General features: G+C 69.8%; 23 protein-coding genes. 15 read left to right on the plus strand and 8 right to left on the minus strand.

Going from position 1 to position 19927, the window contains the following annotated elements; all coding sequences use genetic code 11:
* Positions 1 to 19 precede the first annotated feature (19 nt).
* From ABIE65_RS03075 to ABIE65_RS03090, 4 genes are read left to right on the plus strand one after another with little or no spacing between them, the layout of a single operon-like run.
* A complete protein-coding gene (locus ABIE65_RS03075) occupies positions 20 to 796 on the plus strand; it encodes an enoyl-CoA hydratase/isomerase family protein (protein WP_354075418.1) in 777 nt (258 codons plus the stop codon).
* 11 nt (positions 797 to 807) lie between these two features.
* On the plus strand, positions 808 to 1584 hold the full coding sequence (locus tag ABIE65_RS03080) for an enoyl-CoA hydratase/isomerase family protein (protein WP_354075419.1): 777 nt from the start codon (positions 808 to 810) through the stop codon (positions 1582 to 1584).
* A 2-nt stretch (positions 1585 to 1586) separates the two neighbouring features.
* Positions 1587 to 2369 carry an enoyl-CoA hydratase/isomerase family protein gene (locus ABIE65_RS03085; protein ID WP_354075421.1) on the plus strand — a complete coding sequence of 261 codons (783 nt, stop codon included), beginning with the start codon at positions 1587 to 1589 and terminating at the stop codon, positions 2367 to 2369.
* A gap of 27 nt (positions 2370 to 2396) precedes the next feature.
* A complete protein-coding gene (locus ABIE65_RS03090) occupies positions 2397 to 3782 on the plus strand; it encodes an MFS transporter (protein ID WP_354075422.1) in 1386 nt (461 codons plus the stop codon).
* A gap of 41 nt (positions 3783 to 3823) precedes the next feature.
* On the opposite strand, the gene ABIE65_RS03095 is transcribed toward ABIE65_RS03090, so the two are convergent.
* A complete protein-coding gene (locus ABIE65_RS03095; RefSeq protein ID WP_354075423.1) occupies positions 3824 to 4234 on the minus strand; it encodes a carboxymuconolactone decarboxylase family protein in 411 nt (136 codons plus the stop codon).
* Positions 4235 to 4411: 177 nt separating this feature from the next.
* On the opposite strand from ABIE65_RS03095, the gene ABIE65_RS03100 reads away from it, so the two are divergent.
* A complete protein-coding gene (locus ABIE65_RS03100; RefSeq protein WP_354075425.1) occupies positions 4412 to 5518 on the plus strand; it encodes a TRAP transporter substrate-binding protein in 1107 nt (368 codons plus the stop codon).
* Positions 5519 to 5590: 72 nt separating this feature from the next.
* Here the strand turns inward: ABIE65_RS03100 and ABIE65_RS03105 are convergent, their stop codons facing one another.
* On the minus strand, positions 5591 to 6058 hold the full coding sequence (locus tag ABIE65_RS03105; protein WP_354075426.1) for a hypothetical protein: 468 nt from the start codon (positions 6056 to 6058) through the stop codon (positions 5591 to 5593).
* Positions 6059 to 6107: 49 nt separating this feature from the next.
* Positions 6108 to 7220, minus strand: a complete 1113-nt coding sequence (locus ABIE65_RS03110) for an NADH:flavin oxidoreductase/NADH oxidase (RefSeq protein ID WP_354075427.1) — start codon at positions 7218 to 7220, stop codon at positions 6108 to 6110.
* 88 nt (positions 7221 to 7308) lie between these two features.
* Between ABIE65_RS03110 and ABIE65_RS03115 the strand changes: the two genes are divergently transcribed.
* Positions 7309 to 8172: an isocitrate lyase/PEP mutase family protein gene (locus ABIE65_RS03115; RefSeq protein WP_354075429.1), complete on the plus strand. Its 864-nt coding sequence runs from the start codon at positions 7309 to 7311 to the stop codon at positions 8170 to 8172.
* Positions 8173 to 8226: 54 nt separating this feature from the next.
* Here ABIE65_RS03115 and ABIE65_RS03120 read toward each other — a convergent pair whose 3' ends face one another.
* Entirely contained in the window at positions 8227 to 8382 is a 156-nt protein-coding gene (locus tag ABIE65_RS03120) for a hypothetical protein (RefSeq protein ID WP_354075430.1), read from the minus strand.
* Positions 8383 to 8616: 234 nt separating this feature from the next.
* Here ABIE65_RS03120 and ABIE65_RS03125 point away from each other — a divergent pair, with 234 nt between their 5' ends.
* The 5 genes from ABIE65_RS03125 (at position 8617) to ABIE65_RS03145 (ending at position 13691) form a co-directional block, all read left to right on the plus strand.
* Positions 8617 to 9402 (plus strand): DeoR/GlpR family DNA-binding transcription regulator, encoded by a 786-nt coding sequence (locus ABIE65_RS03125; RefSeq protein ID WP_354075431.1) that lies wholly within the window; start codon positions 8617 to 8619, stop codon positions 9400 to 9402.
* A complete protein-coding gene (locus ABIE65_RS03130; RefSeq protein WP_354075432.1) occupies positions 9399 to 10496 on the plus strand; it encodes an ABC transporter ATP-binding protein in 1098 nt (365 codons plus the stop codon). Before ABIE65_RS03125 ends, ABIE65_RS03130 begins: the two co-directional genes overlap by 4 nt.
* A gap of 54 nt (positions 10497 to 10550) precedes the next feature.
* Positions 10551 to 11840, plus strand: a complete 1290-nt coding sequence (locus ABIE65_RS03135) for an ABC transporter substrate-binding protein (RefSeq protein ID WP_354075433.1) — start codon at positions 10551 to 10553, stop codon at positions 11838 to 11840.
* Between the two features lie 160 nt (positions 11841 to 12000).
* Positions 12001 to 12891, plus strand: a complete 891-nt coding sequence (locus ABIE65_RS03140; protein ID WP_354075434.1) for a carbohydrate ABC transporter permease — start codon at positions 12001 to 12003, stop codon at positions 12889 to 12891.
* Entirely contained in the window at positions 12888 to 13691 is an 804-nt protein-coding gene (locus ABIE65_RS03145; protein WP_354075436.1) for a carbohydrate ABC transporter permease, read from the plus strand. Before ABIE65_RS03140 ends, ABIE65_RS03145 begins: the two co-directional genes overlap by 4 nt.
* On the opposite strand, the gene ABIE65_RS03150 is transcribed toward ABIE65_RS03145, so the two are convergent.
* The 4 genes from ABIE65_RS03150 to ABIE65_RS03165 all read right to left on the minus strand — a co-directional run bounded on the left by ABIE65_RS03150 (position 13669) and on the right by ABIE65_RS03165 (position 17182).
* Positions 13669 to 14439, minus strand: coding sequence for a glutathione S-transferase N-terminal domain-containing protein (locus ABIE65_RS03150; protein ID WP_354075437.1), 771 nt, complete (start codon positions 14437 to 14439; stop codon positions 13669 to 13671). The genes ABIE65_RS03145 and ABIE65_RS03150 overlap by 23 nt on opposite strands.
* Before the next feature lie 31 nt (positions 14440 to 14470).
* Entirely contained in the window at positions 14471 to 15406 is a 936-nt protein-coding gene (locus ABIE65_RS03155) for a DMT family transporter (RefSeq protein WP_354075704.1), read from the minus strand.
* Positions 15407 to 15452: 46 nt separating this feature from the next.
* Complete coding sequence (locus tag ABIE65_RS03160) at positions 15453 to 16049, minus strand: DUF1013 domain-containing protein (RefSeq protein WP_354075439.1); 597 nt, start codon at positions 16047 to 16049, stop codon at positions 15453 to 15455.
* 131 nt (positions 16050 to 16180) lie between these two features.
* Positions 16181 to 17182 (minus strand): NAD(P)H-quinone oxidoreductase, encoded by a 1002-nt coding sequence (locus ABIE65_RS03165; RefSeq protein ID WP_354075440.1) that lies wholly within the window; start codon positions 17180 to 17182, stop codon positions 16181 to 16183.
* A gap of 161 nt (positions 17183 to 17343) precedes the next feature.
* Here ABIE65_RS03165 and ABIE65_RS03170 point away from each other — a divergent pair, with 161 nt between their 5' ends.
* The 4 genes from ABIE65_RS03170 to ABIE65_RS03185 all read left to right on the plus strand — a co-directional run bounded on the left by ABIE65_RS03170 (position 17344) and on the right by ABIE65_RS03185 (position 19788).
* Positions 17344 to 17535, plus strand: a complete 192-nt coding sequence (locus tag ABIE65_RS03170) for a DUF1192 domain-containing protein (protein ID WP_354075441.1) — start codon at positions 17344 to 17346, stop codon at positions 17533 to 17535.
* A gap of 150 nt (positions 17536 to 17685) precedes the next feature.
* Complete coding sequence (locus tag ABIE65_RS03175; protein WP_354075442.1) at positions 17686 to 18120, plus strand: acyl-CoA thioesterase; 435 nt, start codon at positions 17686 to 17688, stop codon at positions 18118 to 18120.
* Between the two features lie 4 nt (positions 18121 to 18124).
* Positions 18125 to 19138, plus strand: a complete 1014-nt coding sequence (locus ABIE65_RS03180; RefSeq protein ID WP_354075444.1) for a DMT family transporter — start codon at positions 18125 to 18127, stop codon at positions 19136 to 19138.
* Positions 19139 to 19194: 56 nt separating this feature from the next.
* The gene (locus ABIE65_RS03185; RefSeq protein WP_354075445.1) at positions 19195 to 19788 is read left to right on the plus strand and encodes a tyrosine phosphatase family protein; all 594 of its coding nucleotides are present in this window, start codon (positions 19195 to 19197) and stop codon (positions 19786 to 19788) included.
* The last annotated feature ends 139 nt before the right edge of the window (positions 19789 to 19927 follow it).

Here is a 19927-nt window from a genome sequence, read left to right on the forward strand (position 1 = left end):
GCATCCAGGGAGGAAGGGAATGGAGCCCGGCGTCGACCTCGACCGCGACGGTGACGTCGCCATCGTCACGATACGCGATCCGGCCCGCCGGAACGCGCTGTCGCCGATCATCCGCAGCGGCCTCGTCGAGGTCTTCACGACCCTGATGACCGAGGCCGACGACAGCCGCGCCATCGTCTTGCGCGGCGCCGACGGCACCTTCTGCTCGGGCGGCGCCATCGACACGATGGAGGGCATCGGCTCCTTCTCCGGCCGCTCGCGCCTGCAGGGCGTGCACCGGCTGGTGCAGCTGCTGGTGCGCGGCGAGAAGCCGGTGGTCGCGGCGGTCGAGGGCTACGCCTTCGGCGGCGGTTTCTCGCTGGCGCTCGCCTGCGACCATGTCGTGGCCGGCCGGGACGCCCGCTTCGGCGCCTCCTTCGGCAAGCTCGGCCTGATGCCGGACATGGGCCTGCTCTGGACCCTGCCGCAACGGGTCGGCATCGGCCGCGCGCGGCGCCTGATGATGCTGAGCGAGCCCGTCGGCGCCGAGGAGGCGCACGCGCTCGGCATCGTCGGCACGCTGGCGGAGCCGGGCGCCGTCCAGGAGGCGGCGATGAAGAAGGCCCGCGCCTTCGCCGACGCCGCGCCGCTGCCCAACCGGATCACCAAGGCCGCCCTCGCCGCGTGGCCGCTGGCGCTCGACCCAATGCTCGACCACGAATCCCAGGGCCAGGGCGTGCTGTTCGGCACCGAGGACCTGCAGGAGGGCCTGAAGGCCTTCTACGAGAAGCGCGCCCCGCGCTTCGCCGGCCGCTGAGGGAGGGAACGATGAGCGGTTCCATGGTCCTGGTCGAGCGGCGCGACGCCGTCACGATCCTGACGATCAACAACCCGAGGCAGCGCAACGCCATGTCCGGCCCGGTGAAGGCCGAGCTGATCCCGGCGATGCGCGCCGCCCTCGCCGACGCGGGCTGCCGCGCCATCGTGCTGACGGGCGCCGAAGGCTGCTTCTCCGCCGGCGGCGACGTCTCCCGCTTCTCGACGATGGCGCCCGAAAAGGGGCGCCAGCTGGTGCGCGACCAGCGCGAGTTCCTGCACCTCGTCATGCGCGGGGACAAGGCGGTCATCGCCGCGGTGGAGGGCTATTCCTATGGCGCCGGCTTCGGCCTCGCCATGGCCTGCGACCATATCGTCGCGGCACGCGACGCTAGGTTCTGCGCCGCCTTCAACAAGATCGGCCTGATGCCGGACGGCGGCCTGCTCTGGACCCTGCCGCAGCGGATCGGCGCCGAACGCGCCCGCGAGATGATGATGCTGGCCACCGTCGTCGACGGTGCCGAAGGCCATCGCATCGGCCTCGTCGACACGCTGGCCGAACCGAAGAGCGCCCTCGACGCGGCGCTGGCGAAGGCCGCACTGTTCGCCGCCGCCGCACCGGTCGCGGTGGCGATGACCAAGTCGGCCTTCGCCCGCTGGCCGCTCAATCTCGACCAGTTCCTGGCGATGGAAGCGGACGGCCAGGCGCTGCTGCTGTCCAGCGAGGATTGCCGCGAGGGTGCGCGCGCCTTCCTCGAGAAGCGCGCACCCGCCTTCAGGGGGAGGTGACCATGGCCCAGCTCGAACGCGGCACGCACCTGACCCGCGAGGGTGCGATCGCCATCCTCACCATGAGCAATCCCGGCAAGCGCAACGCCTTCTCGGTGGAGATGCGCGAGGATCTGACCCGGCACCTGGAAGAGTTGCAGCGCGACGCCTCCTGCCGCGCCATCGTCCTCCAGGGCGCCGACGGCTGCTTCTCGGCCGGCGGCGACGTCTCGGGCTTCGGCACGAAGACGGTGATCGACTACCGCGCCGGCCTGATCGCCTCGCATCGCTTCGTGCGCCTGCTGATCACCGGCGAGAAGCCGGTGGTGGCCGCCGTCGAGGGCTATGCCTACGGCGCCGGCCTGGGCCTGGCCCTCTGCTGCGACCAGGTGGTCGCCGCCCGCGACGCCAAGCTCTGCGCCTCCTTCGCCAAGATCGGCCTGATGCCGGACATGGGCCTGCTGTGGACCCTGCCGCAGCGCGTCGGCGTCGGCCGCGCCAAGGAGATGATCATGCTGGCGACGGTGGTCGGCGCCGAGGAGGGCCTGGGCACCGGGCTCGTCGACGAGGTGGCCGATTCCGGCGGTGCCCTCGCCGCTGCGATGGCGCTGGCGGAGCGTTTCGCCGCGACCGCGCCGTCGGCCACGGGTCTCACCAAGGCGATGCTGGCACGCCACCCGCTCGGGCTGGAGGACCAGCTGGAATGGGAGGCGCAGGGCCAGGGCCTGCTCTTCACGACGGCCGACGTGGCCGAGGGCGTCGCCGCCTTCCGCGCCAAGCGCCCCGCCACGTTCAAGGGCGAGTAGCTGCCGCCGGACGACAGGGGCGGCCGCATGGCGGGCGATGTCGGCTGGGGCGCCGTGCTGCGCGGCGCCAACGGCCTGCGCGCCCTGGTGCTGGCCGGCGGCGTGGCGCTGCATGCGGTCTACGTGTTCGTCGCATCCACGGTCATGCCGTCGGTCGTCGTCGAGGTCGGCGGCGTGGCCTACTACGCCTGGGCGACCACCGTCTTCGTCGTCGGGTCCATCGTCGGCTCGGCCGTCGCCACGGCGCTCGCCGCCAGGCTCGGGCCGCGCGGCGCCTATCGCGCCGGTGCCGCGTTGTTCATCGCCGGCAGCCTCGCCTGCGCCCTGACCACGTCGATGCCGACCTTCCTCGCCGGCCGTACGCTGCAGGGGCTGGGCGGCGGCATGCTCGTCGCCCTCGCCTACGCCACGATCCGCCAGCTCTTCGCGCCGGAGGTTCGGCCACGGGCCTTCGCGCTCATCTCGGGCGTCTGGGGCGTCGCCGCCCTCTGCGGGCCGCTGCTCGGTGGCGCCTTCGACAGCGCCGGCCTGTGGCGCGGCGCCTTCTGGGTCGCCGTCCCCCTGACCGCCGCATTCGCGGTAATGGTCCAGTCGATCGTGCCGCGCCGCAGCGAGGGTCAGGAACGGCGGGGCGTCGCCGGGCTGCGCCTGTTCCTGCTGGCCCTCGCCGCCTTCGCCGTGTCCGCCGGCAGCGTGCCGGGCGAACTCTGGGCCGCCGCCACCGGCCTCTGCGTCGCGGTCCTCCTGATGGCCGCCCTGTTCGCCGTCGACCGGCACGCCACGGGCCGCCTGCTGCCGACCGGCGTCTACGACCCGCGCAACCGGCTCGGCGCGATCTCCCTCACCATGACCCTGATGATCGTCGGCACGGGCGCCATGTCGTTCCTGCCTTACGTGCTGCGCGCGGCGCACGGCCACACGCCGCTGGTCGCCGGCTATGCGGCGGCGCTTCAGGCGATGGGGTGGAGTTCGTCGGCCCTGGTGACCGCATCAGCGAGCGGCGGAGCCGTGCGGCTGCTGCTGCGCGTCGGCCCGGCGGTCATGGCGACGGGGCTTCTGGCCGTCGCCGTCGCGCTGCAGAGCCCGATGCTGCTGCCGACGGCGGTGTCCTTCTTCGTCGTCGGCACGGGCATCGGCCTGTGCTGGGCGCATCTCGGCAATCTGCTGATCGGCGCCGCCCGTGACGGCGAGCACGACCTCACCGCCTCCTTCATCTCGACCGGACAGCTCATCGCGCTGGCCTTCGGTGCCGCGCTCGCGGGCATGGTGGCCAACACCGCCGGCCTTCCCCTGGCGCGTGCGAGCGGCGAAATCACCACCGCCGCGGCATGGCTCTACGGCAGCTTCGCCGTCGCGCCGGCGCTCGCCTTCTTCGCGGCGCAGCGGGCCTTGGCCCTCCTGCCGCACCGGTAGGGCTGCGAGGCCCGCGCCGCGGCGCGGGCCTCGCGATCGGCCTACTTCTTCTCTTTGTCCATGTCGGCGAAGACCTCGCCGGCACAGCGGAACGCCTCGACGGCCGCCGGCACGCCGGCATAGACGCCGACCTGCAGGAAGACTTCCTTGATCTCGTCCTTGCTGACGCCGTTGTTGATGGCGCCGCGGATGTGCAGCTTCAGCTCGTGCACGCGGCCGACGGTGCTGAGCATCGTCAGGTTGATGATGCTGCGCGTCTTGCGGTCCAGGCCGGGCCGGCACCAGACGCTGCCCCAGCAGTCTTCCGTCGCGAACTGCTGCAGCGCCCGCTGGAACTCGTCGTTGGCGCCGCGTTCGATCGCCGGCTTCACATACTGGTCGCCGAGAACCTCGCGGCGGACCTGCAGGCCCTGCTTGAAGCGTTCGCTCTCGTCGTATTTGGACGTGTCCATGGCCTCACCTCTTCGTCTGGGTCGCTCGCCGCGCATAAGACTGCGAAGCCGCCGCGCGGGCAAGCCCCCGGCCCGCACCCCTCCCGGCACACGGATCCGCCACACTGGACCTGCCCGCCGATTGCAATAACATGCCCGGCTACCTGAACGAATCAGGGCGGAAGGGGAGAAGGGGCGATGATGGAAAGACGCAAGTTTCTGACGACGGCGGCGGTCGGCGGTGCAGCCGCGGCCGCAGCGGCCGGGAGTTTCCCCGCGCCGGCGATTTCGCAGGGCAAGGTCGAGTGGCGCATGGTCACCACCTGGCCGAAGAACTTCCCCGGCCAGGGTACGGCGGCCGAGCGCTTCGCCAAGAGCGTCGGCGACGCCACCGACGGGCGTCTCACCATCAAGGTGTTCGCGGCCGGCGAACTGGTCCCCGCCTTCGAAAGCTTCGACGCGGTCACGCGCGGCGCGGCCGACATGATGCACGCCTCGCCCTACTACTGGCAGAACAAGAGCAAGGCGACGAACTTCTTCTCCACCGTCCCCTACGGCCTGACGACGAACGAGCTGAACGCCTGGATGGATTACGGCGGCGGCCAGCAGCTCTGGGACGAGCTCTATGCCGGCTTCAACCTGAAGGGCTTCCACGGCGGCTCGACCGGCGTGCAGATGGGCGGCTGGTTCAACAAGGAGATCAACTCCGTCGCCGACCTGAACGGCCTCAAGATGCGCATCCCCGGCCTCGGCGGCGATGCGCTACGCAAGCTCGGCGTCACCGTCGTCAACCTGCCGGGGGGCGAGATCTTCGGCGCCCTGCAGTCGGGCACGATCGACGCGACCGAGTTCGTCGGACCGTTCAACGACATGGCGCTCGGCTTCTTCAAGGTCGCCAAGCACTATTACTGGCCCGGCATGCACGAGCCGGCGACGCAGCTCGAGATCACCGTCGACAAGAAGAAGTTCGACGGGCTGCCGAAGGACGTCCAGCGCATCTTCGAGGCGATCACGCGCGAGGAGAACGTCCGCTTCACCGCCGAGTTCAGCGCCCGCAACGGTGCCGCACTCGACACGCTGGTGCGCCAGCACGGCGTGCAGCTGAAGCGCTTCCCCAACGACGTGCTGACCGCCTACGGCAAGGCGAGCGGCGAGGTGATCGCCGAACTGCGCGAGAACGGCGACGACATCACCAAGCGGATCGTCGAGTCCTTCCTGAAGGCACGCCGCGAGCAGATGGGCTGGAGCCGCATCGGCGAGCAGGAGTTCATGAACGCGCGTCTGCTCGACTACAAGTTCGGCTGACACGGTTTCCGGAAGGCGGCGCGGCGCGGAATCGCTTCCGCGCCGCTTTTCGTTTCGCCGCCGCGCTTCGCCTCAGCGGCAGGAGTCGATCCGCCGGATGTGCAGGAACCGGTGGCGCTCCCCCTGCGCTGCGCCCTGCGGGGCCGCCTGCAGCAGATAGTCCTCCGGCCGGCCCGTCGTCTTGCGCACCGTCCCCGACCAAGCCCACGGCAGGTCCGGATCCGCATTGGCGTGGGCGGTGGCACTCTCCGGCAGGAACGCCCAGTCGCGGCGGGCGGGATCGTAGCGGTAGGCGTAGACGGCGAAGGGCTGCTCGCTCTGGAACTCGAACGTGTAGGAACCGGGGGTGCGCAGCAGCATGTGCAGCGGCAGCACCTTGTCGCCGGCATCGCCGACCGCCGTATCCGGGTCGTACCAGTTCTCGAGCATCACGGCCCCTTCGCGGCACTCGACGACCAGCGCGTCCTGCGCCATCGCCGGCACCGTTCCGGCCAACAGTGCCGACGCCAGCGCGAGCGCTGCGAGCCTGCCTCGGATCATTCCTTCCCCCCTTCCGACATCCCGCATCGGTCCCTTCGGCAGCATCGGTTCACTCGGCCGCGTCGCGCCGGCTGAAAGCCTGCGGCCACTTGGCCGGCCGGCCGCGCTCGTACTGCGGCGGGTAGGCCGCCTCGGCGCCCAGCTCCTCGGCCGCCCGCCAGGCCCAGCGCGGCTCGTACAGCATGCCGCGCGCCAGGGCCACCATGTCGGCCTGCCCGGACGCCACGATCTCCTCGGCGTAGGCGGGCTCGCGGATCATGCCGACGGCCATCGTCGCGATGCCGGTCTCCGCCTTCACCCGCGCCGCCGCCGGGACCTGGTAGCCCGGCTTCACCGGGATGCGCGGCAGCGAGTTTCCGCCGCCAGAAATATCGACGAAGTCGCAGCCGCGCTCCTTCAGGACCGCGGCGAAGGCGACGGCGTCGTCCGGCGTGAAGCCTGCCGCGTCCCAGTCGGTGCCGTTGAAGCGGATGCCGAGCGGCTTCGGCTCCGGCCAGACCGCCCGGACGGCGTCGAAGACCTCCAGCGGGAACCGCATGCGGTTCTCCAGGCTCCCGCCATACTCGTCGTTGCGCTGGTTGGCGATCGGCGACAGGAACGAACTGAGCAGGTAGCCGTGCGCGCCGTGCAGTTCGATCAGGTCGATGCCCAGCCTGTCGGCGCGCTGCGTCGCCTGGACGAAGTCGGCGACGACCTTGTCCATGCCCTCGCGGTCGAGGGCCAGGGGCCGGTGCCAGCCGTCGCCGAACGGCACGGCCGACGGCGCCACGGTCTGCCATGCCCCGGGTTCGCCCTCCAGCAGCGGCTTGCCGCCGTCCTGCGGCGCCTGCGCCGAGGCCTTCCGCCCGGCATGGCCGAGTTGGATGCCGATCGGGGTGTTGCCGTACCGGCGGCAGGCCTTCAGCACGCGGCCCAGCGCCGCCTCGTTCTCGTCCGACCACAGTCCCAGGCAGCCGGTGGTGATCCGACCCTCCGGCGAGATGCCGGTCGCCTCGATGATCAGCAGTCCGGCGCCCGACAGCGCATAGCCGCCCAGATGGATCATGTGCCAGTCCGTCGCCGACCCGTCTTCGGCGCTGTACTGGCACATCGGCGCGATGACGATTCGATTCGGCAGTTCGAGGCCACGCAGCCGGATCGGCTGGAACAGCGCACTGGGCATGGGTCGGTCTTCCTCTCACGCGACGGCGGCGCATAAGGTAGTCGGGGCAGCAACCTCACAACAAGCCTGACCGGAGGAAACCCCTAAAATGCAATCGCTCCGCGCCATGATCGCCGGCCCCGAGCCGGTCACCGTTCCGCTCGTGCTCAACCCCATGATGGCGAAGCTCGCCGAAAACGCCGGATTCCGCGCGCTCTACCTGGGCGGCGGTGCCAGCGGCTACATGAAAGTCCACCTCGAGGCGAACCTCACGCTCACCGAGATGTGTCAGGCGGCGCTGGACATCCGCACCGTATCGTCGCTCCCGCTGATCCTCGACGGCGCGGCCGGCTTCGGCGATCCGATGCATATGCGGCGGACGATCGGCATGACCGAGGCGGCCGGCTTCGCCGCCATCGAGATCGAAGACCAGATCCTGCCGAAGCGCGCGCACCACCATGTCGGCATCGAGCACATGGTGCCGGCCGAACTGATGGCGGCGAAGGTAAAGGAGTGCGTCGCGGCGCGCCGGAACCCGGAGACGGTGATCATCGCCCGCACCAACGGCGTGCGCGCCAGCAACATGGACGATGCACTGCGCCGGGCTGAAGCCTACCGCGAGGCAGGTGCCGACGTGCTACTGCTCAGCCCGCGCAATCCGGAGGAGATCCGCCATATCGGCGAGCGTCTCGGCGGGCCGCTGATGTATCTGTGCAAGCCGGGCGGCGTGGCGAGTTCGGGGATGACGGCGGCGGACCTGCATTCGCTCGGCTGGCGGATCCTGGCCGACCCGCAGACGCTCGTGCTGGCGATGTACGAGAACGCGCGCAGCGTGTACGCCGAGATGGCCAAGGACTTCGCCGTCACCTCACGGCCGCTCGCCGACTGGGGCACCCTTCAGCACGAACTTCACGATGCGATCGGCCTGGATATCCTCCTGGATATCGAGAAGCGTACCGTGGAGAAAGGCTGAGCAAAGGCCTCAGACGACTGGACCCGCTGCTCTCCGCGGAGAGCGGCGGCCCCGTCAGCCGCCGGTCGCGCTGCCGTTGTCGCGTGTGCGGATGGCACGCATCGGCGGCCGGTGGTTGAAGGTGAGGCTCATGAGTGCGATGCCGCCGAGGACCGAGCAGATAACGAAGAAGCCGATCAGCAGCATGGCGATGGCAAGTTCTGCGCTCATCCTATCCCTCCCTGATCACATCACTGTCACATTTCAGATCATAAAGCCGGGTTAACGAGCAGGGTTCCGGCACCGGAGGTAATTTTCCGTCGCCTCGGACCCGATTCCTTGCCCAATCGGTCGCCGTGCTGATCGAAAAGCTGTCATGATTCTGCAAACGAAACCGGCTAATGTTCGAACGAACACCGGCCTGAGCGCTGGAACGAACGCACGCACGGTCGCCGCAGACAGCGCATGGAAGCCGCACGCCGACAGAGGGAAATCGCCGAACTGACGCGGGTCGAAGGATTCGCGTCGGTGGAGCGGCTCGCCCAGCGGTACGGGGTGTCGCCGCAGACGATCCGCCGCGACATCAACCTGCTCTGCGACCGCGGCGTCGTCCGCCGGCTCCGCGGCGGCGCCGGTATGCCGGCCGTCCCCGACGAGACGGCGAACATCGCCTACGACGCGCGCCAGGTGATGAATCTCCAGGCCAAGCGCCGGATCGCTGCGCTGGTCGCCGAGCGCATTCCCGATGGTTCGTCGGTATCGATCGGCATCGGCACGACCCCGGAGCAGGTGGCCGTCGCCCTCGCCCAGCGCCGCGGCCTTGCGGTCGTGACCAACAACATGAACGCGGCCATGGTGCTCTGCCGCAACGAAACGAACGCCGTTACCATCGTCGGCGGCCGCCTGCGCAACCGCGACCGCGACGTCACCGGCGACCCGGCGGTCGCCGTCTTCGCGACGTTCAGGGTCGACTTCGCCGTGTTCGGCGTCGGCGGCATCGACGAGGATGGCGGCCTGCTCGATTTCGACAGCGACGAGGTGCGCACGCGCGCCGCCATGGCGGCCAATGCGCGTTCGCGCCTGCTGGTGGCCGACCGCAGCAAGTTCGGCCGCAACGCCTTTGCCCGGGGCGGCAACCTGGGCGAGATGGACGCGCTCTTCACCGATGGCCCGGTGCCGCCGGCCTTCGCCGCCATGGTCGCCGCCAGCGGCGTCGACCTCAACGTAGCCGCCGCGCCGGAAACGCCATGACGATCGATGGACAGGAGATCCGCGTCGAGCGGCTGGTCAAGGACTGGGCGGGCACGCGGGCCGTGGACGGCATCTCCTTCACCGCCGAGCCGGGCAGCTTCACAGTCCTTCTGGGGCCCAGCGGCTGCGGCAAGTCGACGACGCTGCGCCTCGTCGCCGGCATCGAGACGGCCACCGACGGCCGCATCGCCATCGGCGCGCGCGACGTGACCGGCCTGCCGCCGGGCGAACGCCATATCTCGATGGTCTTCCAGACCTACGCGCTGTTTCCGCACCTGACCGTGGGCGAGAACATCGTCTTCGGCCTGCGGGTGCGGAAGCTGCCGAAAGCCGAGCGCGAAGAGCGCCTGAAGCGGGTCGCCGACCTGCTCGGCATCACCCACCTGCTCGACCGCCGTCCCTCGCAGATTTCCGGCGGGCAGCAGCAGCGCGTGGCGCTCGGCCGCGCCATCGTCGCCGAGACGCCGGTCTGCCTGATGGACGAGCCGCTGTCGAACCTCGACGCCAAGCTGCGCCACGAGATGCGCCAGGAGATCCGTGGCCTGCAGCAGCGGCTCGGCATCACCATGCTCTACGTCACCCACGACCAGGCCGAGGCGATGAGCATGGCCGACCGGGTCATCCTGATGCGCGACGGCCGCATCGAGCAGGACGCGCCGCCGGACGAACTCTACGACCGCCCCGCCACGGCCTTCGCCGCGCGCTTCATCGGCACCCCGCCGATGAACCTGCTCGCTCTCGCCGACGCTCCGTCGGGGGCCGTCGTTCGCGGCACCGACGCCGCAATCGGCTTCGGCGCCGGCGAGGGGATGCTGCTGGGCGTGCGTCCCGAGGACCTGGCGTTTGCCGAGACCGGCCTGCCGGCGCGTGTCGTCGCCGTCGAGTATCTGGGCGCCGACAGCCTCGTCGCCTGCATGGTGGCGGGCGAGGCCTGCGACGTCCGCGTACCCGGCCGCGCCGCCCTGCGCCCCGGCGACACCTGCTTCATCCGCCTGCCCCCCACGGGCCGGCTGCACCTGTTCGACGCGGCGAGCGGGAGACGCCGCGACGATACCGCCCGCCGCTCCGACCGACCGGCCACGGCCGGCGCCTGAGAGACAGCGCCGGGCGTCATTGTCCGAGCGAACCACGACCCGTCAGGAGACTTCATGCGACTGTTCAACCGATCCACCCTCGCCGGCTTGGCCACCGCCGCCGGCCTCGCCTTCGCCGCGGCCCCCGCGGCGGCCGACGTCGAACTCACCATGTACTATCCGGTCGCCGTCGGCGGCCCGGTCACCAAGGTGGTCGACGGGATGACCGCCGCCTTCACGAAGGACCATCCCGACATCAAGGTGACGGCCGTCTATGCCGGCAACTACGACGACACGCGCACGAAGGCGCTCGCCGCGCTCAAGGCCGGCCAGCCGGTGCAACTCTCGGTGCTGTTCTCCATCGACCTGTTCGAGCTGATCGACCAGGGCGTGATCGTGCCCTTCGAGGACGTCGTCAAGACCGACGCCGACAAGGCCTGGCTCGACAGCTTCTATCCGTCGCTGATGGCGAACGGCAAGACGCAGGGCAAGACCTGGGGCATTCCCTTCCAGCGCTCGACCATCGTCCTCTACTACAACAAGGACGCGTTCAAGGAGGCCGGCCTCGACCCCGAGAAGGCGCCCGCCACCTGGGCCGACATGCAGGCCATGGGCGAGAAGCTCGTGAAGAAGGACGCGTCGGGCAACGTCGAGCGCTACGGCGTCATGGTGCCGTCGACCGGCTACCCCTACTGGATGTTCCAGGCCTTCGCCAAGCAGAACGGCGAGGTCCTGATGAACCAGGACGGCACCGAGACCTATTTCGACAAGCCGAAGGTCGTCGAAGCCCTCTCCTACTGGCGCGAACTGGGCCAGAAGGGCGTGATGCCCTCCGGCACCGTCGAATGGGGCACCCTGCGCGACCAGTTCCTGCAGGGCAAGACCGCCATGATGTGGCACACCACGGGAAACCTGACCGCCGTGCGCAAGGGTGCGACCTTCGACTTCGGCGTCGCCATGCTGCCCGCCAGCAAGGAGCGCGGCTCGCCCACCGGCGGCGGCAACTTCTACATCTTCGAGAAGGCGAGCCCGGCCGAGCGTGAGGCCGCCCTCACCTTCATCAAGTGGATGACCGCACCGGAGCGCGCCGCCCAGTGGTCGATCGACACCGGCTACGTCGCCGTGACGCCGGCCGCCTACGAAACCGAGACGCTGAAGAAGTACGTCGCCGACTTCCCGCCGGCGGCCGTCGCGCGCGACCAGCTCGACCATTCGGTGGCGGAGTTCTCGGTCCATGAGAACGCCCGCGTGAAGAAGGCCCTCGACGACGCCATCCAGGCCACCCTCACCGGCGGCAAGGAGCCGAAGGCCGCACTGACCGAAGCCCAGGCCACCGCCGACCGGATCCTGAAGCGGTACCGGTAACTCTTCCTTTCTGTGTCACCCCGCCCTTCGAGACGCCGGCTGCGCCGGCTCCTCAGGGCGGGGTGGTGCTTTTCGCCGATTAGGTCCTCGTCCTGAGGAGGCCCGAAGGGCCGTCTCGAAGGGCGCGGACCGGTCCAACGCCCTCGGAGCATCCACCCCCTTGCCCGCCCACCGCCGCGTCACCGTCCATCCCCACGCCCAGGCTTGGCTGCTGCTGCTGCCGGCGCTCGTGCTGCTGGTCGCCTTCACCCACTGGCCGATCGTCGCCAGCCTCTGGGACAGCGTCCACTCCACGCCGCGCGGCATGCGGCCGAAGGCCTTCGTCGGGCTCGACAACTACGCCTTTATGATCGACGACCCGGTCTTCTGGCAGGTGATGTGGAACAACCTGCTGTTCGCGCTCGGCACGATCCCCGCCTCGATCGCCCTGGCGCTGCTGATGGCCGTCTTCGTCAACGAGCGGCTTCCGGCGCGCGGCGCGGTGCGGCTCGCCTACTTCACCCCGACCGTCCTGCCGATGGTCGCGGTCGCCAGCATCTGGCTGTTCTTCTTCACGCCGCAGCTCGGCCTGCTCGACCAGGTGCGCGCCGCGTTCGGCGCCGGGCCGCACAACTGGCTCGGCGACCCGTCGACGGTGCTCTGGTGCATCGTGGTCATGACGGTGTGGAAGGAGGCCGGCTTCTTCATGATCTTCTATCTGGCAGCCCTTCAGGCGATCCCGCCGAACCTCACCGAGGCGGCCGCCGTCGAGGGCGCCTCGCGCTGGTACACCTTCCGCCGCGTCGTCCTGCCGCTGCTGATGCCGACGACGCTGTTCGTGCTGATCAACGCGACCATCAACTCGTTCAAGCTGGTCGACCAGCTCTTCATCCTGACCAAGGGCGGCCCGGACAACGCCTCCAGCCTGCTGCTCTACTACATCTACGAGACGGCCTTCGCCTTCAACGACTGGGCCTATGCGGCGACGCTGACCGCCGTGCTGATCGGCCTGCTCGGCGGCCTCGCCCTGATCCAGTTCGTCCTCATCGAGCGCCGGGTGCACTACCGATGAAGACGCGCTCCCTGGAGACGGTCGCCGCCTGGGCGCTCGCCCTGCTCTGGATCCTGCCGCTCGCCTATGCGCTGTGGGCGGCGATCCATCCGCCGGCCTACGCCACCCGCTTCGAGCTGGGGGCGCCGCTCTCCCTGGAGAACTTCCGCCGCGCCTGGGAGATCGCGCCTTTTCCGCGCTACTTCCTCAACACCGTCATGCTGGTGACGATGGTGCTGGCGGGCCAGTTCCTGCTCTGCACCCTCGCCGCCTACGCCTTCGCGCGCTACGCCTTTCCCGGCCGCGACGTCGCCTTCGCCCTGATCATGGTGCAGATCCTGATCATGCCGGAGGTGCTGCTGGTCGAGAACTACATGACGATCGCGCGCATCGGTCTCGTCGACACGGTGCCGGCGATCGCATTGCCCTACGTCGCCTCGGCCTTCGGCATCTTCCTGCTGCGCCAGACCTTCAAGCAGGTGCCGCGCGAACTGGAGGAGGCGGCGCTGGTGGAGGGGGCCGGGCCGCTGACCATCCTGTGGCGCGTCTACGTGCCCCTCGCCCGGCCGACCTACCTCGCCTACGCGCTGGTCTCGATCAGCTACCACTGGAACAACTTCCTGTGGCCGCTGGTCATCACCAGCTCGGTCGAGACGCGGCCGATCACGGTCGGACTCGGCGTCTTCGCCGCGCCGGAGACCGGCGTGAACTGGGCGGTGATCTCCGCCGGCACGCTCATCTCGGTGGCGCCGCTGCTGATCGCCTTCCTGCTCTTCCAGCGTCAGTTCGTGCAGAGCTTCATGCGGGCGGGAATCCGTTAGGCCGCCGGTAGGTCGCATACGTCGACAGCACCCAGCGCAGCGACGGCCGATCGCGCCATCGGGCGAGCGTCGCCGCCGTCGTCGCCGGCAGACGCAGATGGCGATAGACCGGTATCTCCGCCGGAAGCGCCAGCGGCGCGAGGAGGCTGGCGGCGGTGATGTCGGCCCTGCCGAACGTGCCGCCGACCAGCGGGCGCGTCCCGTCGACGCGGTCGTCGAACCACCCCAGTTCGCGCTCGAGTTCCTCTTCCAGTGCGGCGGTCAGTGCAGGCCGGGCATTCATGCTCGACGCCATGGCCCGGCGCAGCACCGGCCAGCTCGCCCTGCCGATGAGGCGCTGCCAGGCAGGCACGCCATCGAGCAGCATGTCGGGAACGCCCGAACCGCGGTGATGCAGCGCCACGCTATAGAGATACTGGCGCAGGAGCGTCGCGATCCGGTGCTCGAACCGGTCCTCCAATGCGGGCTCGCCGCCCGGCAGGCGCAGATGATCGAGGATCCGCCCGCTTCCCTGGACGGCTCGCCCGCCCGGCACGATCAGGACGGGCAGCGACGTTCCCGACGCCACACGCCGCGTCAGCGGCATGTGGATCCCTGCCGCCAACCGCACCTCGTCATAGTCGACGCCCGCATGGTCGAGACCCCACCGGGCGCGCTCGCAGAAATGCGATGCGGGCAGCACGAGGAGCCGGAACGATTGGTGCGCGTCGTCGAGCCGCGTCACGCCGAGCCCGTCCTGAAAAGCCATGAGCTTGCTACGCGGCGGCCGCGGCGGCGGATCAGGCCTTGGCGGCCGCCGCGTCCCGCGCCCGCACCACCCGCTCGCGGTGCAGCACGTAGAGGCCGCTCGCCGTGATGATGCCGGCACCCGCGAAGGTCCAGGCGTCGGGGAAGTCGCCGAACACCAGCAGGCCCATCAGCGTCGCCCAGATCAGCTCGGTATAGGCGAAGGGCGCCAGCACCGAGGCGCTCGCCCGCCGGAAGGCCATGATGACGAAATAATGCCCGAGCCCGCCGAACACGCCGAGGCTGAGCAGCATCGCCCAGCCGAGCAGGTCCGGCGTGCGCCACTCGATCAGCAGCAGCGGCGTCGCCAGCAGCGCGCCGACCAAAGCCGTGTAGAACAGGGCGTTCACCGGGTCGGCATCGCTGCGCACCATGCGCGTCACGATGGCATAGAGGGCCGCCAGGACCGCCATGCCGATCGGCAGCAGCGTCGCCAGCTGCAGGCTGTCCGCCCCCGGCCGCAGGATCAGCAGCATCCCAGCGAAGCCGACGCCGACCGCCGTCCAGCGCCGCGGGCCCACCTTCTCGCCCAGCATCACCACCGACAGGCCGGTGACGATCAGCGGCGCCAAAAACGCTACCGCCGACAGATCGGCGAGCGGCATGAAGCGCAGCGCGAAGAAGGAGCACAGCGTCGATGTCAGCATCAGCACGCCGCGCAACACCTGCAGCCCCTTGCGGCGGCTGACCAGCAGGCGCGGAATCCGCGGCGCGAAGATGATCAGGATCAGCAGGAAGTGCGCGAAGTAGCGCGACCAGACGATCTGTCCGCCGGGATAGAGCTGGCTGAGATGTTTGACCAGCGCCCCCATGCAGACGAATAGCATGGGAGCCAGGCAATAATAGACGATGCCGGCGACCGGCGATTCCGCGGGCTCGGCCGGCTTGGCACCTGCGGGCGGCATGGTGACCGCCTGGGAAGCCGGCACGAGCGGCAACGGAAGATCCGGTTACCGGCGGCCGGGACGGCGCGGCCTAGTCCTGCCGCAGCGCGTCGTGCTCGCGGTCGTGGTCCGGATCCGGCAGCGGCGCCGGGATCTCGTCCGGCGGCAGCTTTGCACGTGCCGCCTCGACCTCGCGGTTCAGCTCGGTATAGGTGCACAGGCCCAGGTCGACCGGATGACGCGCCCGAATCTGCTGCGTGTTCCAGTGGGTGCGGTCGCGGACCGCCGCGATCGTGTTCTTCGTGGTGCCGAGCAGGCGCGAGATCTGCGCGTCCGACAGCTCGGGATGGTTGCGCACCAGCCAGGCGATGCCGTCCGGCTTGTCCTGGCGCTTGGCCACCGGCGTGTAGCGCGGGCCCTTTGTGCGGGCCGCGGCGCGCGGCACGTTCAGGGTCGCGATGCGCAGCCGCGCCGCCGGATCCTTCTCGCAGCGCTTGATCTCCTCGGCCGTGAGCTCGCCCGCGGTGATCGGGCTGCGGCCGACGATGCCGATCGCCACTTCGCCGTCCGCGATCGCCTGCACCTCGAGCGGGTGATAGCCGCAGAAGGCGCCGACCTGCTCGAACGTCAGGCTGGTATTCTCGATCAGCCACACGGCGGTGGCCTTCGGCATCAGCGGTTGTGACATCGTCTTCTTCCTTCTGGCGCGGCCATCCGGGCCGCCCGGCGCGAGGCATGCGCCGGCGAGGGGGGTGATATGGCGGTCGCGTCCGTTCAAATCAAAGGGTGGCAAGTCAAACGGTACGAACAGTCCGATGCTCAAGGCACCAGCATGATCTTGCCGATATGCGCGCTCGATTCCATCAGCCTGTGCGCCTCGGCGGCCTCCGTTAGAGGGAAGCTCTTGTAGACGACCGGCCAGCACTTGCCCTCGGCGAACAGCGGCCAGACCTTCTCCTCCAGCGCGCGGCAGATCTCGCCCTTGGCCTCCACCGGCCGCGAGCGCAGGGTCGAGCCGGTCACAGTCAGGTGCTTGCGGTGGATCATGCCGAAGTCGGCCGTCACCTTGGTCCCGCCCATCAGCGCCACGAAGCAGAGCCGCCCCTCGCGCGCCAGGACTTCGAGTTGGCGCGGAATATATTCGCCGCCGACCATGTCCAGGATGACGTCGACGCCGCGCCCCTGGGTGAACTCCTTGCCGACGGCGACGAAGTCCTCGGTCTTGTAGTTGATCGCCCGGTCGGCGCCGAAGTCGACGCAGGCCTTGCACTTGTCGTCGGATCCCGCCGTCGCCAGCACGGGCGAGCCGAACGCCTTGGCGAGCTGGATGGCGGTATAGCCGATGCCGCTGGTGCCGCCCTGCACCATGAAGACTTCGCCGGGCTTCAGGCGCGAGCGGTCGAACACGTTGGTCCAGACGGTGCAGAAGGTCTCGGGGATGCCGCCGGCCGTCACCAGATCCACCTTGGGCGGCAGCACCATGCACTGCGGCTCGGGCACGTTCACATATTCGGCGTAGCCGCCGCCCGACAGCAGCGCGCAGACCTCGTCGCCGACCTTGAAGCGCGCGGCACCTTCGCCGAGCGCGACGACGGTGCCGGAGCATTCCAGGCCCGGGATGTCGGTGGCGCCGGGCGGCATCGGATACTTGCCCTGGCGCTGCAGCGTGTCCGCCCGGTTGATGCCGGCCCCCGCGATCTTGACCAGCACCTCGCCCTTTTCCGGCTTCGGCACCGGCCGCGTCGTCGCGACGAGCTGCTCCGGCCCGCCGGGCGTCCGCACCTCGATCGCCGTCATCGTGTCGGGTATCGCTGCACACATGGGCGTGGCTCCTCTTCTGCTGTCGGCCGGCTTGTCGTCGCCGGCCGTTGCGCGGGACAGGCGCTGCAAGGAATGCGCCTTGCTCTAGTATGATAGGCGCCGTGACGCAAGGAATCGGCACCCGAAGCAGTCTCAAGACCGGCGCAGCCGAAGGAGGGACCATGCAGATCGAAGACGAACCGCCGAAGCCCCGGGGCCGCGTCGTCGGCGCCGACCTCTCCCCGCTGTCCATCGGCGACCTGCACGCCTACGTCGCCGACCTGGAGGCCGAGATCGTCCGCGTCCGGGCCGAGATCGAGGTCAAGGGGGCTGCGCGCGGCGGCGCCGAGGCGCTGTTCGGCCGGAAGGACTAGGGAAACGGCGTCGCCAGACGGGATCCGTCCGCCCGATCTGTCCGGACTCGCTTCCCCGGAACGGCCCGATCGTGTAAACGCGGCAGGTGCGCCCGTGTCGGGCGCCTCCGGCGGCGCCCGCATCGGCTGCCGATATACGGAAGAGCGGCGATGGCTGACGAGATCCGAGAGACCCGGGAGCGCTACCGCTTCTTCCTGCCGATCCAGACGCGCTGGAACGACAACGACACCTACGGCCACGTCAACAACGCCGTCTATTACGAATATTTCGACACGGCGGTGAACCGCTTCCTGGTCGACGAGGGCGGGCTCGACATCCACACCGCCCCCTGCATCGGGCTGGTGGTCGAGAGCATGTGCCGCTATCACGCGGCCGTCTCCTACCCCGAGGCGCTGCAGGCCGGCCTGCGCGTCGGCCATCTCGGCCGCAGCAGCGTGCGCTACGAGGTCGGCATCTTCCGCCGGGGCGAGGACGCGGCGGCCGCGGACGGCCACTTCATCCACGTCTTCGTCGACCGCGAGACCAACCGTCCGCACCCGATCCCGGCGGAGATCCGCTCGGCGCTGGAGCGCCTGAAAGTCTGATCCGATGAAAGCCCAGGCCTCCTCCGGCCCGCCGGCGCGCCAGATCCGGCCGGTGGCGGCGGCCCTGTTCATGCTGGCGTCCTGCGCCTGCTTCGCCATGAACAGCGTCACCGTGCGCTACGTCGCGGCCGACCTGCACCCGTTCGAGATCGCCTTCTTCCGCAACGTCTTCGCCGCCGCGATCATCGTTCCCCTGGCGGTCAGGAGCAACGGCTTCGGCATCTTCCGCGCCAACCGCTTCGACCTGCTCAGCGGGCGCGCGGTGGTCAATTCCGCCTCGATGATCGCCTGGTTCTATGCCGTCCCGCTGATCCCGCTGGCCGACATCACGGCGCTGGGCTTCACCGCGCCACTCTGGGCGACGGTGCTGGCGGCGCTGGTGCTGGGCGAGACGGTGCGCGCCCGGCGCTGGACGGCGACCGCCGTGGGCTTCCTCGGCGCCGTGGTCATCATCCGGCCGGGCTTCGCCGAGGTGAACATCGGCGTCTGGCTGATCCTGTTCTCGTCGGCCATGTGGGCGGCGACGATCATCTTCGTGCGCGTCCTGACCAGCCACGAGCGCCCTGGTACCATCCTCGTCTACCAGACGCTGATGCTGAGCGCGATCTCGCTGGTGCCCGCCCTCTTCGTCTGGGAATGGCCGCGCGCCGACACGCTCGTCTGGCTCTTCCTGCTGGGCGCCCTGACCGCCATGGCGCATTTCTGCCATGTGCGCGCCTACTCGATGCAGGAGGTGGCCGCCCTCCAGCCGATCGACTTCGCCCGCCTGCCCGTCGTCGCCGTCGCCGCCTGGCTGATCTTCGGCGAGACGGCGGACATCTGGGTCTGGATCGGTGCGATCATCGTCTTCATGGCCGGCGTCTACATCTCGCACCGCGAGGCCCAGGTGAAGCGGGAGGCCGCCCGTCTCGCCGCAGCCACCGCCGCATCGGCCACGGCCACCACCACCGTGACCGCCACGGCGACGGGCACCGGGGCAACGGGGACCGGGGGGACGGGCGCCGCAAAGCCCGGATAGCCGCTTTCCGCCTCGCGCCCGGCGGCCCATATCGTCTGGACAAGCAGGAGCAGGCCATGAGCACGACCGTCCACCCCGCCTTCGTCCCCTTCGCCATCACCGTCTGCGGCGTGGACGAGCTGTACGGCCATTGCGACGTCGGCGTCAGCCACGTCCTGTCGATGCTCGACCCCGGCACGCCGCAGCCCGACGCCTTCGGCGAATTCGGCGAGCATGCGCGGCTTGAGATGCGCTTCCACGACGTGATCGAGGACGAACCGGCCCGCCCGGCGCCGCAGCCCGAGCATGTCGAGCGCCTGCTCGCCTTCGGCCGCGACCTCCTCGCCGAACCGCCGGCGGACGCCCACCTGCTGGTGCATTGCTGGGCCGGCGTGTCGCGCTCGACGGCCGCGATGACCCTCCTCCTCGCCCAGGCCCGCCCCGACCGCAGCGCCGCCGAAGCGCTCGCCCAGGTCGTGAAGATCCGTCCCATCGCCTGGCCCAACCTGCGCATGATCGAGATCGGCGACGCCATGCTCGGCCGCAACGGCGACCTCGTCCGCGCCGCCCACGCCCGCTACGCCGCCGTCCTGCAAGAACAGCCGCACCGCGCGCAGCAGATGATCATGGCCGGCCGCGCGCGGGAGATCCCGGAGCATCTGCGGCGGTAGGGCGCCGCCGCCGGGCTCTGGCTGACGCGAGCGCTGCGCTGGCCGTACCGGGACACTCTGCAGGCCACTCCCGAAACCCCGTCAGCAGCGCCGTTCCATCCGCCATGCCCGGATCCTCCCCACGCCAAGAGTGACCGGC

Source organism: Constrictibacter sp. MBR-5, assembly GCF_040549485.1.
Taxonomy (GTDB): domain Bacteria; phylum Pseudomonadota; class Alphaproteobacteria; order JAJUGE01; family JAJUGE01; genus Constrictibacter.

Coding starts and splice junctions, on each gene's coding strand:
- ABIE65_RS03075 (WP_354075418.1), top strand. CDS start 20: ATGGAGCCCGGCGTCGACCTCGACCGCGACGGTGACGTCGCCATCGTC.
- ABIE65_RS03180 (WP_354075444.1), top strand. CDS start 18,125: ATGAAAGCCCAGGCCTCCTCCGGCCCGCCGGCGCGCCAGATCCGGCCG.
- ABIE65_RS03125 (WP_354075431.1), top strand. CDS start 8,617: ATGGAAGCCGCACGCCGACAGAGGGAAATCGCCGAACTGACGCGGGTC.
- ABIE65_RS03145 (WP_354075436.1), top strand. CDS start 12,888: ATGAAGACGCGCTCCCTGGAGACGGTCGCCGCCTGGGCGCTCGCCCTG.
- ABIE65_RS03150 (WP_354075437.1), bottom strand. CDS start 14,439: ATGGCTTTTCAGGACGGGCTCGGCGTGACGCGGCTCGACGACGCGCAC.
- ABIE65_RS03115 (WP_354075429.1), top strand. CDS start 7,309: ATGCAATCGCTCCGCGCCATGATCGCCGGCCCCGAGCCGGTCACCGTT.
- ABIE65_RS03135 (WP_354075433.1), top strand. CDS start 10,551: ATGCGACTGTTCAACCGATCCACCCTCGCCGGCTTGGCCACCGCCGCC.
- ABIE65_RS03090 (WP_354075422.1), top strand. CDS start 2,397: ATGGCGGGCGATGTCGGCTGGGGCGCCGTGCTGCGCGGCGCCAACGGC.
- ABIE65_RS03080 (WP_354075419.1), top strand. CDS start 808: ATGAGCGGTTCCATGGTCCTGGTCGAGCGGCGCGACGCCGTCACGATC.
- ABIE65_RS03105 (WP_354075426.1), bottom strand. CDS start 6,058: ATGATCCGAGGCAGGCTCGCAGCGCTCGCGCTGGCGTCGGCACTGTTG.
- ABIE65_RS03110 (WP_354075427.1), bottom strand. CDS start 7,220: ATGCCCAGTGCGCTGTTCCAGCCGATCCGGCTGCGTGGCCTCGAACTG.
- ABIE65_RS03185 (WP_354075445.1), top strand. CDS start 19,195: ATGAGCACGACCGTCCACCCCGCCTTCGTCCCCTTCGCCATCACCGTC.
- ABIE65_RS03100 (WP_354075425.1), top strand. CDS start 4,412: ATGATGGAAAGACGCAAGTTTCTGACGACGGCGGCGGTCGGCGGTGCA.
- ABIE65_RS03120 (WP_354075430.1), bottom strand. CDS start 8,382: ATGAGCGCAGAACTTGCCATCGCCATGCTGCTGATCGGCTTCTTCGTT.
- ABIE65_RS03160 (WP_354075439.1), bottom strand. CDS start 16,049: ATGTCACAACCGCTGATGCCGAAGGCCACCGCCGTGTGGCTGATCGAG.
- ABIE65_RS03175 (WP_354075442.1), top strand. CDS start 17,686: ATGGCTGACGAGATCCGAGAGACCCGGGAGCGCTACCGCTTCTTCCTG.
- ABIE65_RS03165 (WP_354075440.1), bottom strand. CDS start 17,182: ATGTGTGCAGCGATACCCGACACGATGACGGCGATCGAGGTGCGGACG.
- ABIE65_RS03085 (WP_354075421.1), top strand. CDS start 1,587: ATGGCCCAGCTCGAACGCGGCACGCACCTGACCCGCGAGGGTGCGATC.
- ABIE65_RS03095 (WP_354075423.1), bottom strand. CDS start 4,234: ATGGACACGTCCAAATACGACGAGAGCGAACGCTTCAAGCAGGGCCTG.
- ABIE65_RS03170 (WP_354075441.1), top strand. CDS start 17,344: ATGCAGATCGAAGACGAACCGCCGAAGCCCCGGGGCCGCGTCGTCGGC.
- ABIE65_RS03130 (WP_354075432.1), top strand. CDS start 9,399: ATGACGATCGATGGACAGGAGATCCGCGTCGAGCGGCTGGTCAAGGAC.